Origin of the sequence: Photobacterium sp. GB-72 (assembly GCF_003026095.1) — a bacterium.
Taxonomy (GTDB): domain Bacteria; phylum Pseudomonadota; class Gammaproteobacteria; order Enterobacterales; family Vibrionaceae; genus Photobacterium.
In genome coordinates, this window is sequence record NZ_PYNV01000005.1 from 166,169 (window position 1) to 182,338 (window position 16,170).

Consider the following 16,170-nt stretch of genomic DNA (forward strand, 5'->3'; position numbering starts at 1 on the left):
TAAATATAACTGCGGTATTAGTACTCTATTTTGTGAGATTTTTATGTCAGATCTAATTTCAAATGTTAAACACGCCTTCACCACGGTATTAGGCTACCAACCAAGCCACCTTATTCAAGCACCGGGTCGTGTAAACCTGATTGGCGAGCATACCGACTACAATGATGGTTTCGTTTTACCTTGTGCCATCAACTACCAAACCGTGGTCGCTGCTGCGCCTCGTACCGACAATATCATTCGTGTGGTATCAGTTGATTATGACAATTCTACCGATGAATTTGATCTCACCCAAGCTATCGAATTCCAACAAGATAAAATGTGGGCAAACTACATTCGTGGGGTAGTGAAATGCTTACTTGAACGTGGTTTTACTTTTACAGGTGCTGATATCGCAGTAACAGGTAACGTTCCGCAAGGTGCAGGATTAAGCTCATCTGCAGCGCTGGAAGTGGTGATAGGTCAAACCTTTAAGGTGCTTTATAATCTTGAGCTCAGCCAAGCAGAAATCGCCTTAAATGGTCAGCAAGCTGAAAATCAATTCGTTGGCTGTAACTGTGGCATTATGGATCAAATGATCTCTGCCGAAGGTCGTGAAAATCATGCGATGTTATTAGATTGCCGTAGCCTAGAAACCCAAGCGGTATCGATGCCTGAAGACATGGCAGTTGTGATCATCAACTCCAACAAAAAACGCGGCTTAGTAGATAGCGAATACAATACCCGTCGTAAGCAATGTGAAGAGGCTGCCCGTATCTTTGGTGTCACAGCACTGCGTGATGTCACCATTGAACAATTTAATGCCAAAGCGCACGAACTGGATGAGTTAGTAGCAAAACGTGCTCGCCATGTGATCACTGAAAACGATCGTACCGTTGAAGCGGCGACTGCTCTACGTAATCACGATATGAAGCGTATGGCTGAGCTAATGGCACAATCCCATGCTTCTATGCGCGATGATTTTGAAATCACAGTATTTGAGGTCGATACCCTTGTTAACATCGTCAAAGACGTGATTGGCGAGCAAGGTGGTGTGCGCATGACCGGCGGCGGCTTTGGTGGCTGTATTGTCGCACTCGTTCCACCAACATTAGTGGATGATGTAAAAGCAGCCGTTGAAGCGAAATACCAAGCTGCAACAGGACTAAAAGAGTCAATTTACGTCTGCCAAGCTAAAGATGGCGCAGGCAAGATTGCTTAATTCATTAAGCCGCTTAAATAACTAACAGTTAAGGAGCACCAATGCAAAGCCCACTCATGCACTCTATGACTCGGCAGTTCGCCCATGATGGTAAACCAGTTAATATCATTGAACTCACTAATAGCCATGGAATGCGTATCGTGCTAATGGACATTGGTGCTACTTGGTTAAGTTGTTGCCTGCCATTAAACGACAGCGAACAACGTGAAGTGTTACTAGGCGTCGATAACCTTTCTGATTTTTATGCTCAACAAAGCTATATGGGTGTAACTGTCGGTCGCTACGCTAACCGTATTGCCAATGGTCGCTTTAGTATTGATGGGAAAGCTTATCAAGTCTCAACCAATCAAAACGGTAATTGCCTTCACGGTGGTGAAGATGGCTTTAATCAACGCCGTTGGCAGATAGTAGAGCAACGCCAAGATAGCGTTTTATTTAGTTTAATCTCTGAAGATGGCGATCAGGGCTTTCCCGGTACATTAAATGTTACTGTGCGTTATACCCTAACCGATAGCAACGAAGTGACCATTCACTACCTTGCTAACAGTAATAAAACTTCACCCGTTAATTTAACCAATCACGGTTACTTTAATCTCCAAGGGGCAACATGGGACGGTGATAATAGCTCACACACAGTACGTATTAATGCTGACTACTATTTACCAACTAATAGCCTTGGCATACCGCTAGATAAGCCACAACCAGTTGAAAATACCAGCTTTGATTTCCGAACAAGCAAAACACTAAGTAAAGACTTACTGGCAGATGAACAACAGCAACAAGCTAAAGGTTACGATCATAGCTTTGTGCTAAACCCAACAAGAAAGCCTGATGAGGTTATTGCTGAAGTCATTTCCCCTGATAGCAAAGTCATCATGACAGTAAAAACCAATAAACCAGCAGTGCAACTGTATGGCGGAAATTGGTTAACAAGTACCCCTGCCCGAGAGGGTAAACAGTATCAAGATTACGCAGGATTGGCGTTAGAAACCCAGTTCTTACCCGATTCCCCTAACCATCCTGAATGGGAGCAAACCAGTTGCTTTCTGAAGCCTAATGAACAATATGATTATTCCACAACGTACACATTTTATTATCAATAACAGACATTAAAAGATCTCTCTCGCTTCTCTCAATAACAAAGCCGACATCATGTCGGCTTTGTTATATCAATCATGTAAGCACTACTCAGATGCTAATCGTTCAACCGATCCTCGTCGAACTATGGTTGGAGAGAAACGCATAGCCTCACTATCAACATGTTGCTCATCAGCCAAAGCTAATGCGAGATTAGCAGCCTTTTCTGCCATCATCTGAATCGGATAACGAACCGTTGTTAGCCCTGGAGTGGTATAACGGGCAATTAAGCCATCATCAAACCCTACCAGCGACATCTTCTGCGGAGATTGAATGCCGTTTTCTTGTAGTACCGCTAATGCGCCCGCTGCCATATAATCGTTATAAGCCACCAACGCTGTCATTGGTAATGATTTGGTGATCAGATTTATCATCGCTGTTTCACCACCCTCACTATCTGGGGTCGCCTTTTCAATATAACTTGCTGATAAAATTATATTATTATCCGCTAATGCATCTAAATAGCCTTGCACGCGTTCACTGGCATCTTCAATATCATGGTTAGAGGCGATACACGCAATATGGCTATGACCATGACGGATCAAATATTCGGTCGCTAAATACGCACCTTTATGGTTATCAAGTGAGATACAACGCTCAGCAATAGCAGGGATATGGCGGTTAATGATCACTAAGCCTTTCACTTCGTTGGCGTAGTTAATCAGCTCTTCATCTGTAAGTGCTTTAGCGTGGATCACTAACGCATCGCAACGACTATTGATCAAATGTTCAATCGCACGTCGTTCATCGTCAGCATTGTGATAACCGTTACCGATCAAAATATGCTTACCATGTTGATGAGCTACAACATCGACAGCTTTAACCAAAGTGCCAAAGAAAGGATCTGATACATCCCCCACTAATACACCAATGGTATCGGTATTTTGTCGCACTAATGCTTTAGCTGCCGCATTGGGGCGATAACCTAACTGTTTCATTGCGTTAGTCACCGCTTCAATAGACTGTTTACTTGCTTTGGGAGACTTGTTGATCACCCGCGAGACAGTGGCAATCGACACCCCAGCTTCACGAGCGACATCCTTGATGGTCGCCATAATTGCTCTCTTTTTTAAACTGTGCTTATTTAACCGTGTGAACCGTTACTACGCAATAAATTTCCAAGCATTAGCGATATTTCTATGTGTTGATACATAAAGTGGCTACAGATAGTCATTTACATTCTCTGTAGCCAATTAAGCGCTAAACAACCTTCACACCAGCAGGCATTAAACGTTCAGGCGTTAACAGTACGCTTTCCGATTCATCGTCTGTTTCAGCACAAAGCAGCATACATTCTGAGGTTTCACCACGCATTTTCGCTTTTGCTAAATTGCATAGCACCACCACTTGTTTACCCATTAGCTCCTCTTCTGTGTAGTAAGGCACTAGGCTAGTCACAGTCTGTAGCGTTTTCTCACCGACATCAATTTGCACGATGTATAGCTTATCAGCATTGCTATGACGCGCCACTTCAATGATCTTACCGACACGAATATCTAATTTTGCGAAGTCACCGTATGAAACTGTTTCCATTTATTTTTCTCTTATATAACAGATTAGAAATTAATATAAACAGTGTAATGAAAACGCTTACACAAACAATCAAATATGCTGCTATTACACCGCTTGATCACACTTTATTTGTTGCCTTTGTGACATTTAAAAGACTGTGATTATTCTAAAAAACAGCCACTGACAAACATCAGTGGCTGTATTTAAAGCTTATTATTGTTGGTTATTTTACACTTGTTGTACTGCCGCTTTCGCTTCTAATTGACGCTCATCCGACGTTAATGATTTTTCATACTTACTGTATTTCCACCATGCGTAGCCAAGGAAAATTACAATCCCCCCCACGTTGTAGAAGATAATGGTCATAGTATCTGCACCGGTTGGGAAAGTTGACGCTAAGAAGCCCACAGTGAAAATAGCAATGAGCACTGACACCATTGCAATGCCTGTCATACGTGAGCCAAACTTAAAGTCACGCTCAAGGTGATCTAATTTCAAACGTAGGTTTAGGTAAGCTAGCATGATAAACAGTGGTGGTAACATTGAAGCAGCTGCAGTCATGTTGATCACGGTACTCATCAGATCTTGTACGGTATCAGAACCCAGCATAGGCACGATAAGGAGTGGAATGACGATGAAGAACTGCGCCCATGCAGCACGTGCTGGTACACCGTTTTCATTCAGCTCGACGGTTTTCTCACCGAAAATACCTTTTGGAATTTCAGAGAAAAAGATTTTCACTGGTGTTGCTGTCCACATCAGTAATGAACCGAACATGGCAGTAAATGATACGACACCAACAAAACGGTTAACCCACATTTCAGGTAAGCCAAAGTAGGTTGCCATGCCTTCAAATACTTGTACTGAACCACCAGTAAACTTCAATGCTTCTCGCTCAACGAACACGTTGATCAAAATTGATGATACTGAGTAAAGCACACCAATAAAGAGACCTGCGAAGATAATCACTTTCACGAACGACTTATGACCGCCTTTGACGTCATTAACATACACCGACACTGATTCTGCACCGCCTGCAGCCATAAAGATCCAAGCTGTTACACCAAAGAATGCCCAGTTAATTTGTGGTGTTAATGCTTCTACCGTGATTGGATCGGCAGGTTGAATACCCCCCATCACAGCGGCACCAGCAAGACACATGTAAGATAAGGTTAAGAACAACATGAACGATGATGTAACCGATGTAATTGGACCTAACATCTTCGCGCCGTTCGTCGAAACGTAAGTAGCAAATGCAAACAGACCAATACTTAAAATCGTCGTTGTGGTTGGAGTAAAGATGTACTCATAACCTAAGAAAGCATAAGACGCATAGGCAATAACACGTGGTAATAAAGAGGTAAAGAAGAATAAGTTTACAAACCAGTATGTGTACGCTGCCATAAATGCCCAGCGACCACCCAGTGAGCTTTTCACCCACGCATAAACCCCAGCTTCAGAATTTTTATTAAGAGATACAAATTCTGCGATGATCAAACAGAAAGGGACAAAGTAGAGCAGAGTCGCAATAAAGAACATTGGCGATGAAGATAAACCAATTTCAATATTGTTATTGATGACGTTATTAAAGCTATAGACCGCAGCAAAGGTCATCGACAATAAGCCGAATTTACCTATGGTATTACGTTTGGAGTCAGACATAAGAATCTCCGCTATAAAGCACGTTAATAATGGCAACTACAACGCTTACTTGTGGTGTAGGATACAGAGTAAGGCCTTGATTTATTGGATTTATTTAATTTGTTATTCGCATTTCTCACTTAAGCTTTCAAATCACAGAGTGGAAACGTTTACATTTTTATCTAAATAAAAAGCGTTTATTGTTCAATGAATGACCTTGTGAATTGCTTGGTTGAACTAGAAAACACACGTTATTCATTTCTTTTCGCCTTTTAACTGTGTCAAAGTATTAGTTAAACATTTACTAAAAAAAACCAGATAAATCCCTTAACATTAAGTTGATCACATCAAATAATTCAGTTTGTGAATGTGATAGCAAATAATGGCATGTTGCGGTTTTATTTAGTGATCTGACTCAAAATAAATCTAAAACATAAAATATACAAATAAAATCAATAAGATAAAATTAAAAAGCTCAGTCAATGAATACGCTTCGCCATGTGCTCAATCGTTTAGTGACAAACCATAACGGTTAATGCAGCATCATACTTAATTGCGTGTTTAATGAAAAATAGCTTAATACTGCATCAATAATTTAGTAAAAATACCGTTAGATTTTTACAATCTGTAACGATCTCTTGGTGCTTTTTGCTCCTACAAGTTATTGATAACACGCTATGATCCCTTTCCTACCCAACAACCCCATTAACTAGGAATACTATGTTCTCCGGATTTTTACTGATCTTTTTACCGCTTGTGATTGGTTACCTCATACCCGTTCATAGTAAGAAGATCCTCAATTTTATTAATGTCCAAACCAACCGTTTAGTTTTATTAATCTTGGCATTGATGGGATTAAGCCTTGCAGGACTCGATAATCTAAGCCAAAACCTCAACCAAATTTTGCTTTATACACTGACTTTTTTTGGCTGTATCAGTGCTTGTAATCTACTCGTTTTGCCAATGATCGATCGCTTAATGCCAACCGCATCCGATCATAAGCAACATAAATTACCTATCCTGCATATGATGGCTGAATCACTTAAATTAGTGTTGGTCGTTGCTGGCGGTTTGTTGGTAGGGTTGTTACTTAATTTCGACCTGTCATGGGTATCACAAGCCAGTGAGATCATTTTGCTACTCTTACTGTTCTTTATTGGCATCCAGCTGCGTAACAGTGGCATGACACTCAAGCAAATCGTGTTAAATAAGAAAGGCGCGACCATTGCATTGGTGATGATTGTGACATCATTTTGTGGTGGCATTATCGCAGCACTACTGCTCGATTTACCTATTAATCATGGTTTAGCTATGGCATCAGGATTTGGTTGGTATTCACTGGCGGGCATCTTAATTGGTGATAGCTTAGGCAGCATATTGGGCGGTGCAGCATTGCTCAATGAGTTACTACGAGAGATGTTAGCGCTAGTATTAATACCACTGTTAATTCAACGCTATCCTAACACTGCAATAGGTTATGCTGGTGCAACAGCGATGGATTTCACCCTCCCCGTGATCCAAAGCTCAGGCGGCATACGTTGTGTACCTGTCGCTATTGTTAGTGGCTTTATTTTAAGTTTATTAGTCCCGGTACTTATTTTGTTTTTTGTCTCGCTATAAGCGCTGTACGCAATAACAGACATTCAATAAAAAAGGCAGAGCACAATGCGTACTCTACCTTTTTTGTTGTCACTAATCTCACTAAACTAGCTTGATATTTTTACCGCAGGATCAGAAGCTAAATCATTAAAGTTAACCATCTTGGTATAGTTAAATACCTTGATGTTTTTATCATTAATTTGCTCGATGGATAGCGGCGTCACCTTTTTCGAAGTAATCCCAGTCCAATCTGAAAATAACGATAAAAAGTGATAAGCACTAACTTGCTTTTTCAACATCTCATGTTGCTTACTATCACTTGATAAAATAAAGAATGGCACTTCATAATTTGATTTATGATCCGCTCCGTGTACTAAATAAACATCTTTACCTTTATTATTTTTATCGCTTAAACCATGATCAGAGAAATACATTAATGAATATGATTGCTGACTATTTTTTAATATCCCTACCATATTTTTCATTAGCGCATCAAATTCTCGATATGTTGATAAATAACAAGACAGTTGTTTATCTTTTAAATGATAATCATCATGCTTTATTCGACGACAAAATTTTGCGTGTGATCCCATTAAATGAACAACAATCAACTTATGCTGCTTCGTTGGTTCCAGCAAAGCCTGTTTAAATAAAGGTAACAAATCGGAGTCTTGATAATTAATTGAACCATTAAAACTGCCATTTTTCAAAAAATGCGTTTCATTACTTAAAATTGCAAATTTTGAAATAGGCGTATCATAACGTCCTATTTTTCCTTGATTAGATAACCAGTACGTTTTAAACCCTGCGCTATTAGCAAGATTAATAAAGTTAATACTAGGCTTGAACGTTATCCCTTGGCTTAAAGAAAGCGTACGTGGTAATGAAGTTGTTGTATTTGGTGCCGTTGAAATATAGCCATTTAAAAACAAGCCATTGGCAGTATCTAAGTACGGGGTTGTCTTCACTGGATAACCATATAATGACATATAGTCACGACGCATACTCTCACCAATAACAACAATATAGTTTTGATATTGAGGTGTAACCTGCTGAATATCCAAATTCACTTTATGCGAGAAAGCAGCCTCAAGTGCCTTTTCTTGCACAAAGTAATCAGTAACAGATTGATAGCCGCGTACAAAAAGATGGTTATAAGGTGAAAAATAGAGAAGTACCAATCCAATGACTAACGGAATATCATGTTTAAGTTGATAAGATGTTTTCTTAAATGCAAAGACAAGAATTAAAATAAATAAACTGGCTGACCAAGGAATAATATCCGATGGAATATTTGAAATAAACTCTAATGCTTCTTGCTTGTTCGTATCTAATAATGACGCAACAGATCCAATATTAGGTGAACCATAAATCATACCTACTGGTAAATAAAGCCAACTTATAATAAACAATGGTAATAACAAGCAGTATTTTACTTGCTTATATCCAGCGAGGATCATAACACCAACACAATACACCAATAATGATAACAAGTAATTGTGGTGCTTTGCTCCCATTGCAGTGGTCGATAATACAACAAGAAAAATTGATATTATAAGATCAAAGAGAAAGCGCTTATTTTTTATAAGCATTCTTATTTTTTGTTTCACGGTAAGCCACGATATTCTAAAAACTAAGTGGAAGATATTAACATATAAGAAAAAGAAAAAGGCACGTTTAACGTGCCTTTATCATTATGATGATAGCTAGAAGAGCTAAACTTCTGTTTTTATATCTTTAACTTCTTCTGAAACTTTTAATTCTTTAATTAAAGAAACTATCGTCCATCCCGCCTTCACAGCAAATTCATCGTTAACCGTATATGTATAAATATAACCTTTAGGATCAATCGCAAACATTGGAATAAGTTGACTTGCTTTATACTGCGCGTAGTAATCTTCTAACGTAAAGTTATCACTCAACTTAGTATGTTTAATCTCACCACCTTGGTTAATCAAACTCGCTAATTTCTTATAGCTAATATCTTCACCAAATAAAGCAGCACCATTATGCGCTTGAGATGCTGAGTGTTTCTCTAAACCACTATTATGCCGACGCCCGTTCAAACGGAACACATTACGGCTACCAAAGTCACTTTCAAAGTGCATAGCTGCTACTGCATTAAAATGCTTATCTGGTGTTAACGCTAATAAATGGCCAATACCAATCACATCTAAATACTCATCAGCATGGCTTGATACGGCATTACCGTAATAGGTTTCAAGCCCAGCCATACGTGCGGCACGAATATAATCCCAATTAGAATCTGTCACCACGACACGGCAATCATATTTTTTTAATGCTAACGCAATAGTGCGCGCAACGTCATTCGCACCAACAATAATAAAGCCTTTAGGTGAAGGCTCCGCAACGCCCAGTAACTTAGCCATTGGTCGCGCAGTTAAACTTTGCAAGACCACTGTGCCAATAATCACCATAAAGGTTAGTGGGACTAATAGTTCTGCACCTGCTACCCCATCGTTTGAAAGCTTTAACGCAAACAACGCTGAAATAGCTGCCGCAACAATACCTCGTGGCGCTACCCAAGCTAAAAACAGTTTTTCTTTAAAGGCTAACTGACTAAACATAGTGGAAATGAAAATAGATACTGGGCGTGACACCAGTTGAATCACCACAAATACAGCGATAGCTCCCCAACCTAATGCATGGAAATCAGACATTTGAATGCGTGATGCTAGGATCAAGAACAAACCAGAAATCAGTAAGATTGTTAAGTTTTCTTTAAAGTGCAAAATATGCTGAATATTGACGTCTTTCGCATTCGCCAGCCACATGCCCATCACTGTAACAGCCAATAATCCAGCTTCTGGCTCTAACGCATTAGCCGCTGAAAATACTCCAAGTACTAATGCTAAAACAGCAAACGGTTGGAGATATTCTGGCAGTAAATGACGACGTAATACATGCGCTAATAGCCAACCTGCAACACCACCGAGCACCAGACCCACCAGCAACATAAGACCAAAAACTTCAACACTATGGATGGTGCTACTAGAGACGATAAACTCATAAACAATAACAACGAAAATTGCACCAATGGGATCAATTAAAATCCCTTCCCACCGTAAAATATTAGCAAGTTTGGCTTGTGGCCTAACGGTACGTAATAGCGGCACAATCACCGTCGGCCCTGTTACAACTGTCATAGAACCAAACAGCAAGGCTAATGGCCAACTAAAATCCAATAAGTAATGAGTAGCGACACTGGTGATCATCCATGTAATGATTGCCCCAACAGTGACAATAGATTTTACATTACGCCTTACATTTTTAATTTCATCAAAATTTAGGGTCAAGCTGCCTTCAAATAGAATCACAGCAACTGATAATGAAATTAATGGAAACAGTAAATCACCAAATAAAATATTAGGGTTAAATACTCCTGTCACAGGCCCTATTATTAATCCAGCCATCAATAATAATAAAATAGCTGGCAATTTCATTCGCCATGCTAACCATTGACAGCTCAGGCCTAAAACACCTAATCCCGCGATAGTTAGGCCAATCATTTCTTCATGCATGAGGTCATACTCTATAGCTTAATACACATCACATTATTTATGTGATTTTAAAATATAACGAATATAGCTCGCTATATTCTTATCTGCCCAATATAACTAAAGCTATTGTTTGCCACTACCTGACTAATAAATGGGTGCTGAGTTCAACCTTATCATTTTGTTGCTCATATTTAGAACAAATAGATGACAAAAATGAGGATTTCAAAACAAGGATAAGATAAAGAGACGAGACTATTTGTTGCCATTTTTACGCAAATAAGTCACTTAGAAACAAACAACCAAAAGTAAAAAATGAGATCTCAATAACGCTATAAACATAAATAATTGCCTGTGGGTATCTTAGGGCTATTCTTCTTGCACAGGAAGATTATAAGGTTATCAGTATGGCTACATTAAATATTACATTCGCTGCAAATGAAAAGTTCATTGCTAAGATCCCTCCAACTCACGAACTGCAACTTTGGAAGATGGTTGCAATTTCTTTAAAAGAAGAAGATGAAGCTAATGACATCTACAGCTTTTTAAGTATTGATGATCACTCTTTTAAAGTGCCTCAACACCTAGGTGAAACCATTTATGTTCAGTACCAACATTATTTTTTATAGCCTTTTCCTGAATCTCTAAATGAAGTTATTCAACCTGTTTTACAAAAGTCGATATTGCATCGGCTTTTTTTCTATCATCTTATCTTATTTAAACGGCTCTAATAGCTAACTCTAAATATTCATAACCTCAACCAGCTTATTTATAATAACTATTCAAAAAATTCTGATAAGCAAGCGGTATTTTGGGATATTAATGCCATAAAAACCGCATAACTATTGCTTAAAGGAATAATTATGCATATCATCGCTCAACTTTACCACTGTATTATTCTGCATGGCCATTTTAACAATAAATTTCAATAGTGATGAAAAACTCATCGCTGATATACCACTAAATCGTGAATTACAATTATGGAAAACAATTGCGATAGCTATCAACTCCATTGATGAGGATGAGCGTGACTGTACCTTGTGTATTGATGAACATTCATTCCAATTGACTTACTACCTTAGTGAGTTAATTTACTCTCAATACCAACACTACTTCTTATAAAACACTTTGTTATATCGTGATTTATTACTATTGAATTGGAAAAAAGCCGATATTACTATCGGCTTTTCTTTAGATTTTTTATTTGATTAAAAGTGCAGTTAGCGTAATTGACGAGAGCGGAAGTTACGACCTTTAATTCGACCGTTTTCTAACTTCTTCAATGCAGCACGTGCAACTTCACGCTTCACTGCTACATAAGCGCAGAAGTCAAAGACATTAATTTTACCCACATCACTACCAGCGATACCATTTTCACCCGTCAATGCACCTAAAATATCCCCCGGACGGACTTTCTGTTTTTTACCGCCATCAATCATTAACGTTACCATTTCAGGGCGGAACGTTGGTTGATCTAATAGATGCTCGGCTGGTAACGCTTCACCTGAGATTGGGCGATCTAGGTAATCTTCAAGTAATGCGATTTTATAATGTTCTTTATCGCTAAATAACGAACAAGCAATACCTTTACTACCTGCACGACCAGTACGACCAATACGGTGCACATGCACTTCAGTATCACGTGCTAAGTGATAGTTAATCACCGCATCAAGATTATCAATATCAAGGCCACGTGCAGCCACATCAGTTGCCACTAGAATTGAACGGCTTTTATTAGCAAACAATACTAAAGTGCGATCACGTTCACGCTGCTCTAAATCACCGTGTAATGCAATTGAGCTAAAGCCGTAATCTTCAAGATCATCAGAAATTTCTTGTGCTTCACGCTTGGTATTACAAAAAATCACACATGACTCAGGGCGATGCTGGCTAAGTAACAAACGTACAGCACGTAAGCGGTCATCATTACTCTCTACTTTATAAAAGTGCTGAGAGATGCTGCTATTATCGTGGTTAGATTCAACTTTCACTTCAACAGGGTTACGCATAATACGTTTTGCAATAGAAGCAATTTGAGTTGGATAGGTTGCACTAAACAGCAGTGTTTGACGATCGCTTGGCGCAACATCAGTGATTGCATCTAATGAGTCTTGAAAACCCATCTCTAACATTCGGTCAGCTTCATCAAGCACTAACGTATTTAGTTCATCTAAACATAGAAAGCCTTTACGAACGTGTTCTTCTACACGACCCGGCGTGCCCACAATAATATGTGCACCATGCTCTAATGAACCAATCTGTGGCCCAAAAGGTGTGCCGCCACATAATGTTAAAACTTTAATATTGTGAATAGCACGAGCTAAACGACGAATTTCTTTTGCGACTTGATCAGCAAGCTCACGCGTTGGGCATAATACTAGCGTCTGCACACGAAAGCGTTTTACTTTTAGATTCTGTAGTAATCCCAAGCCAAATGCTGCTGTTTTACCTGAACCTGTTTTACCTTGAGCAATAACATCTTTTCCCTCAAGAATTAAAGGTAGGCTTTGCGCTTGGATCGGCGTCATTGCGTCGTAACCTAATGACGTTAAGTTACTGAGCAAATCAGGGTTAAGGTTTAACGTAGAAAAAGCAGTCTGGCTCAAAATTATGTCCTGTATACAACTAACACACCATAGCGTGTTTTTAGAATATCAGCATGTTGATTTAGCAAGCATGCGTAAGGGGTGCGACACTAACAGCTAATGGGCATGCTGACAATCTACTTCAACAGGATCAACCCATTTGTTTATTTAGCGCTGCGCTAATATCTCTTTCCATTGACCGACTAAAATCAATGTTTCGTCACATCAAGGTTATCTTTTAAAACGTTAAGCAATTCGTATTCACTAGCATTCAACAAATAGCGCTTAAAATGAATAACAAACCAAAATAATACCCTATAATAGATAATTATATTGCCAAAATATCACCTAGGAATACAATCCACAAAAAACACCACTCAAGTTGAATGATGTATGAGTTATCCCCGATGAAAAAGAATGGTTTTACTTTAATAGAGCTTATCGTTGTTATTGTTATTCTTGGTATTTTAGCAGTAGTCGCTGCGCCTAAGTTTATGAACCTACAAAATGATGCCAGAGATGCCTCATTAAGAGGGCTTGAAGGCTCATTAAAATCCGTATTTGGAACAACGTATTCTAAACTAGCCGTTGCAGGACTAGAGAATGAGCCTTACGTTGCAACACGAAATAAAGGTAGTTATGACGGTGCGGGAGTTTATGCCGCAGATCTAAAAATCCCCGGCTGTTCGAGTAAACCTGGTCATGACTGTGTATTTGCTTATGGCTATCCGCTTAATGATAGCGGCACATTAAAGAACTTAATTGATAATTTTAATACTGACTGGCGTATTACCAATCATGCAGGAGAAAACAGAATCACCTTTAAACAATTTGCTGAACAAGCAAAGAATGATGAAGGTCACTTCATCGGTTATAAAATGAATCGTGATAACTGTTACCTAACCTATACGCCTGCATCATCAACAGCATCAGGTTATAAGCTAACGTTTACTCCTTGCAAATAGCCCAAACATAAAAATGCCGAGCATATTGCTCGGCATTTTTCTATTTAACAGCTATACCTTATTGCTTAGCAAGTTTCGCTGCAGCTTTACCTTGTTCTTTGATCTCACCGTTTTTCAAACGTAGTAGGTAATCTTTCAAATCACGTTTTACTTCTGGTGCCATGATGTATAGACCGACAATGTTAACCAGTGCCATTGAGAAGATCATTGCATCAGAGAAGTCGATAACAGGACCTAGGTTCATTGATGCACCGATAACAACGAAAGTACAGAACATCAGTTTAAACGCCATCTCCGCTTTCTTACTTTCACCGAATAGGTACGTCCACGCTTTAAGGCCATAGTAAGACCAAGAGATCATGGTAGAAAAAGCAAACAGAACAACCGCGACAGCAAGTACCAATGGGAACCAAGAAATTGAGCTACCAAATGCTGCTGAAGTTAATTCTACACCTGCAAGGCCTGAACCTAATTGACCCGTAATAATGATAACCAAGGCAGTCATAGTACAAATCACAACCGTATCGATAAACGGTTCTAACAGAGAGACATAACCTTCAGAAATTGGCTCTTTGGTTTTAACCGCTGAGTGAGCAATCGCCGCTGAACCCACACCCGCTTCATTCGAGAACGCTGCACGTTTAAAGCCTTGGATTAGCACACCAATCACACCACCAGTAATACCTTCACCGGTAAATGCACCATTAATAATTTGGGCAAAGGCATCATCAATCAGATTGTAGTTCATCACTAGGATAACGACTGCTGCACCAACATAAGTAATCGCCATGAATGGAACAACTTTCGCTGTTACTTTAGCAATCGACTTAATACCACCAATGATAACGAATGCCACCAATAGCGCGAGGATCAAGCCAAACAACCAACCTTTATCAGCAAAGAAAGATAAATCGCCACCCGTTACACCAACAACTTGCTTATACGCTTGGTTGGCTTGGAACATGTTACCACCGCCTAACGCGCCACCAATCGCAAAGATTGAAAACAGAACCGCAAGCGTACGACCTAATGCTGCATTGCCACGTTTTTCTAAACCTTGGCTTAGGTAGTACATAGGACCACCAGAGACAGTGCCATCTGGATTATAAGTACGGTACTTAACGGCAAGTGAACACTCAACAAACTTAGTCGACATGCCCAGTAAGCCTGCAAGGATCATCCAGAACGTTGCACCAGCACCACCAATTGTCACAGCAACAGCAACACCTGCAATATTACCTAAACCAACAGTACCAGAAAGCGCTGTCGATAAAGCCTGAAATGGGGTGACATCACCACTGTCTTTAGGATCAGCATAATCCCCTTTAACAATTTTAACGGCGTGTTTAAAACCACGAATATTGATAAAGCCCATGTAAGCGGTAAAAAATACAGCAGCGACAACAAGCCAAAGTACAATCCATGGCGCTTTAACATCCGTAAAAGGAAGCGGAATGGAAGAGAAAATCATTCCAACAAAAGGGTTAACAATCGGGGCAACAACCTCATTAATCTTCTCATCAAGAGAGCTAGCAAAGGTGCTACCTGATGCGCCAAGCATGGCTGCCGTCATTAAAATTTTATTCATACAACATCCTTGTTTGAATATACAAAATTCATATTGGTAGTTTTACATTTTGTTTACACTTTTAACATAGCAACATCCTAAATTTGAATAAAGCCCCAATCATAAGAGTATGAAACAAGCATTGCATATCGCAAAAATAACAATCAACTTACTTGCCAACAAAGAACAATAAAATAAAAAACACAAAATAAACAACAAGATAAAAAACAATAAGGAAGGATATGACGCTATTTTTAGAATGAGAGTCAAACAAGCAGGTGAGAATAATCATCATATAAATCGCATATTTCTTACAAAAAAATCGCGGATTATGGAGAATATCTTACACAGATTAGTATTTTTATCTGCATAAATGAGATGACTATCGGATAAAGAAAAGAGTACTAGCACAAAATAAAGAATAAAAAATCAATATTAGTGAATATAA

General features: G+C 39.1%; 13 protein-coding genes. 6 read left to right on the plus strand and 7 right to left on the minus strand.

The features are described 5' to 3' along the window. The first annotated feature begins 43 nt into the window (after positions 1 to 43). Together galK and galM are read left to right on the plus strand one after the other, a co-directional pair. Positions 44 to 1,198, plus strand: coding sequence for a galactokinase (galK, locus tag C9J40_RS08460; RefSeq protein WP_107246506.1), 1,155 nt, complete (start codon positions 44 to 46; stop codon positions 1,196 to 1,198). 41 nt (positions 1,199 to 1,239) lie between these two features. Further along, positions 1,240 to 2,301, plus strand: a complete 1,062-nt coding sequence (gene galM, locus C9J40_RS08465) for a galactose-1-epimerase (RefSeq protein ID WP_107246508.1) — start codon at positions 1,240 to 1,242, stop codon at positions 2,299 to 2,301. 81 nt (positions 2,302 to 2,382) lie between these two features. Here galM and C9J40_RS08470 read toward each other — a convergent pair whose 3' ends face one another. From C9J40_RS08470 to C9J40_RS08480, 3 genes are all read right to left on the minus strand, one after another. After that, a complete protein-coding gene (locus C9J40_RS08470; RefSeq protein WP_107246510.1) occupies positions 2,383 to 3,390 on the minus strand; it encodes a substrate-binding domain-containing protein in 1,008 nt (335 codons plus the stop codon). 145 nt (positions 3,391 to 3,535) lie between these two features. Further along, positions 3,536 to 3,868, minus strand: a complete 333-nt coding sequence (locus C9J40_RS08475) for a tRNA-binding protein (protein ID WP_107246511.1) — start codon at positions 3,866 to 3,868, stop codon at positions 3,536 to 3,538. A 207-nt stretch (positions 3,869 to 4,075) separates the two neighbouring features. Continuing rightward, positions 4,076 to 5,509 (minus strand): amino acid permease, encoded by a 1,434-nt coding sequence (locus C9J40_RS08480; RefSeq protein ID WP_107246513.1) that lies wholly within the window; start codon positions 5,507 to 5,509, stop codon positions 4,076 to 4,078. Between the two features lie 699 nt (positions 5,510 to 6,208). Between C9J40_RS08480 and C9J40_RS08485 the strand changes: the two genes are divergently transcribed. Then, positions 6,209 to 7,108 carry a lysine exporter LysO family protein gene (locus C9J40_RS08485; RefSeq protein ID WP_107246515.1) on the plus strand — a complete coding sequence of 300 codons (900 nt, stop codon included), beginning with the start codon at positions 6,209 to 6,211 and terminating at the stop codon, positions 7,106 to 7,108. Between the two features lie 86 nt (positions 7,109 to 7,194). Here C9J40_RS08485 and C9J40_RS08490 read toward each other — a convergent pair whose 3' ends face one another. Both C9J40_RS08490 and C9J40_RS08495 read right to left on the minus strand, forming a co-directional pair. Beyond that, entirely contained in the window at positions 7,195 to 8,604 is a 1,410-nt protein-coding gene (locus tag C9J40_RS08490) for a phosphoethanolamine transferase (protein WP_107246517.1), read from the minus strand. 198 nt (positions 8,605 to 8,802) lie between these two features. Next, positions 8,803 to 10,629, minus strand: a complete 1,827-nt coding sequence (locus tag C9J40_RS08495; protein ID WP_107207362.1) for a sodium:proton antiporter — start codon at positions 10,627 to 10,629, stop codon at positions 8,803 to 8,805. Between the two features lie 383 nt (positions 10,630 to 11,012). Here C9J40_RS08495 and C9J40_RS08500 point away from each other — a divergent pair, with 383 nt between their 5' ends. Both C9J40_RS08500 and C9J40_RS08505 read left to right on the plus strand, forming a co-directional pair. Then, entirely contained in the window at positions 11,013 to 11,234 is a 222-nt protein-coding gene (locus C9J40_RS08500; protein ID WP_107207363.1) for a hypothetical protein, read from the plus strand. Between the two features lie 274 nt (positions 11,235 to 11,508). After that, positions 11,509 to 11,727 (plus strand): hypothetical protein, encoded by a 219-nt coding sequence (locus C9J40_RS08505; RefSeq protein WP_107207364.1) that lies wholly within the window; start codon positions 11,509 to 11,511, stop codon positions 11,725 to 11,727. Between the two features lie 98 nt (positions 11,728 to 11,825). On the opposite strand, the gene dbpA is transcribed toward C9J40_RS08505, so the two are convergent. Beyond that, positions 11,826 to 13,211 (minus strand): ATP-dependent RNA helicase DbpA, encoded by a 1,386-nt coding sequence (dbpA, locus tag C9J40_RS08510; RefSeq protein WP_045152533.1) that lies wholly within the window; start codon positions 13,209 to 13,211, stop codon positions 11,826 to 11,828. 386 nt (positions 13,212 to 13,597) lie between these two features. Here dbpA and C9J40_RS08515 point away from each other — a divergent pair, with 386 nt between their 5' ends. Beyond that, complete coding sequence (locus C9J40_RS08515) at positions 13,598 to 14,155, plus strand: type II secretion system protein (protein ID WP_107246563.1); 558 nt, start codon at positions 13,598 to 13,600, stop codon at positions 14,153 to 14,155. Between the two features lie 58 nt (positions 14,156 to 14,213). Here C9J40_RS08515 and C9J40_RS08520 read toward each other — a convergent pair whose 3' ends face one another. Beyond that, the gene (locus C9J40_RS08520; protein WP_107207366.1) at positions 14,214 to 15,743 is read right to left on the minus strand and encodes a sodium:alanine symporter family protein; all 1,530 of its coding nucleotides are present in this window, start codon (positions 15,741 to 15,743) and stop codon (positions 14,214 to 14,216) included. Positions 15,744 to 16,170: the final 427 nt, after the last annotated feature.

Coding starts and splice junctions, on each gene's coding strand:
- C9J40_RS08480 (WP_107246513.1), bottom strand. CDS start 5,509: ATGTCTGACTCCAAACGTAATACCATAGGTAAATTCGGCTTATTGTCG.
- galK (WP_107246506.1), top strand. CDS start 44: ATGTCAGATCTAATTTCAAATGTTAAACACGCCTTCACCACGGTATTA.
- C9J40_RS08485 (WP_107246515.1), top strand. CDS start 6,209: ATGTTCTCCGGATTTTTACTGATCTTTTTACCGCTTGTGATTGGTTAC.
- C9J40_RS08515 (WP_107246563.1), top strand. CDS start 13,598: ATGAAAAAGAATGGTTTTACTTTAATAGAGCTTATCGTTGTTATTGTT.
- C9J40_RS08470 (WP_107246510.1), bottom strand. CDS start 3,390: ATGGCGACCATCAAGGATGTCGCTCGTGAAGCTGGGGTGTCGATTGCC.
- C9J40_RS08505 (WP_107207364.1), top strand. CDS start 11,509: ATGGCCATTTTAACAATAAATTTCAATAGTGATGAAAAACTCATCGCT.
- C9J40_RS08490 (WP_107246517.1), bottom strand. CDS start 8,604: ATGGGAGCAAAGCACCACAATTACTTGTTATCATTATTGGTGTATTGT.
- C9J40_RS08475 (WP_107246511.1), bottom strand. CDS start 3,868: ATGGAAACAGTTTCATACGGTGACTTCGCAAAATTAGATATTCGTGTC.
- C9J40_RS08520 (WP_107207366.1), bottom strand. CDS start 15,743: ATGAATAAAATTTTAATGACGGCAGCCATGCTTGGCGCATCAGGTAGC.
- galM (WP_107246508.1), top strand. CDS start 1,240: ATGCAAAGCCCACTCATGCACTCTATGACTCGGCAGTTCGCCCATGAT.
- C9J40_RS08500 (WP_107207363.1), top strand. CDS start 11,013: ATGGCTACATTAAATATTACATTCGCTGCAAATGAAAAGTTCATTGCT.
- C9J40_RS08495 (WP_107207362.1), bottom strand. CDS start 10,629: ATGCATGAAGAAATGATTGGCCTAACTATCGCGGGATTAGGTGTTTTA.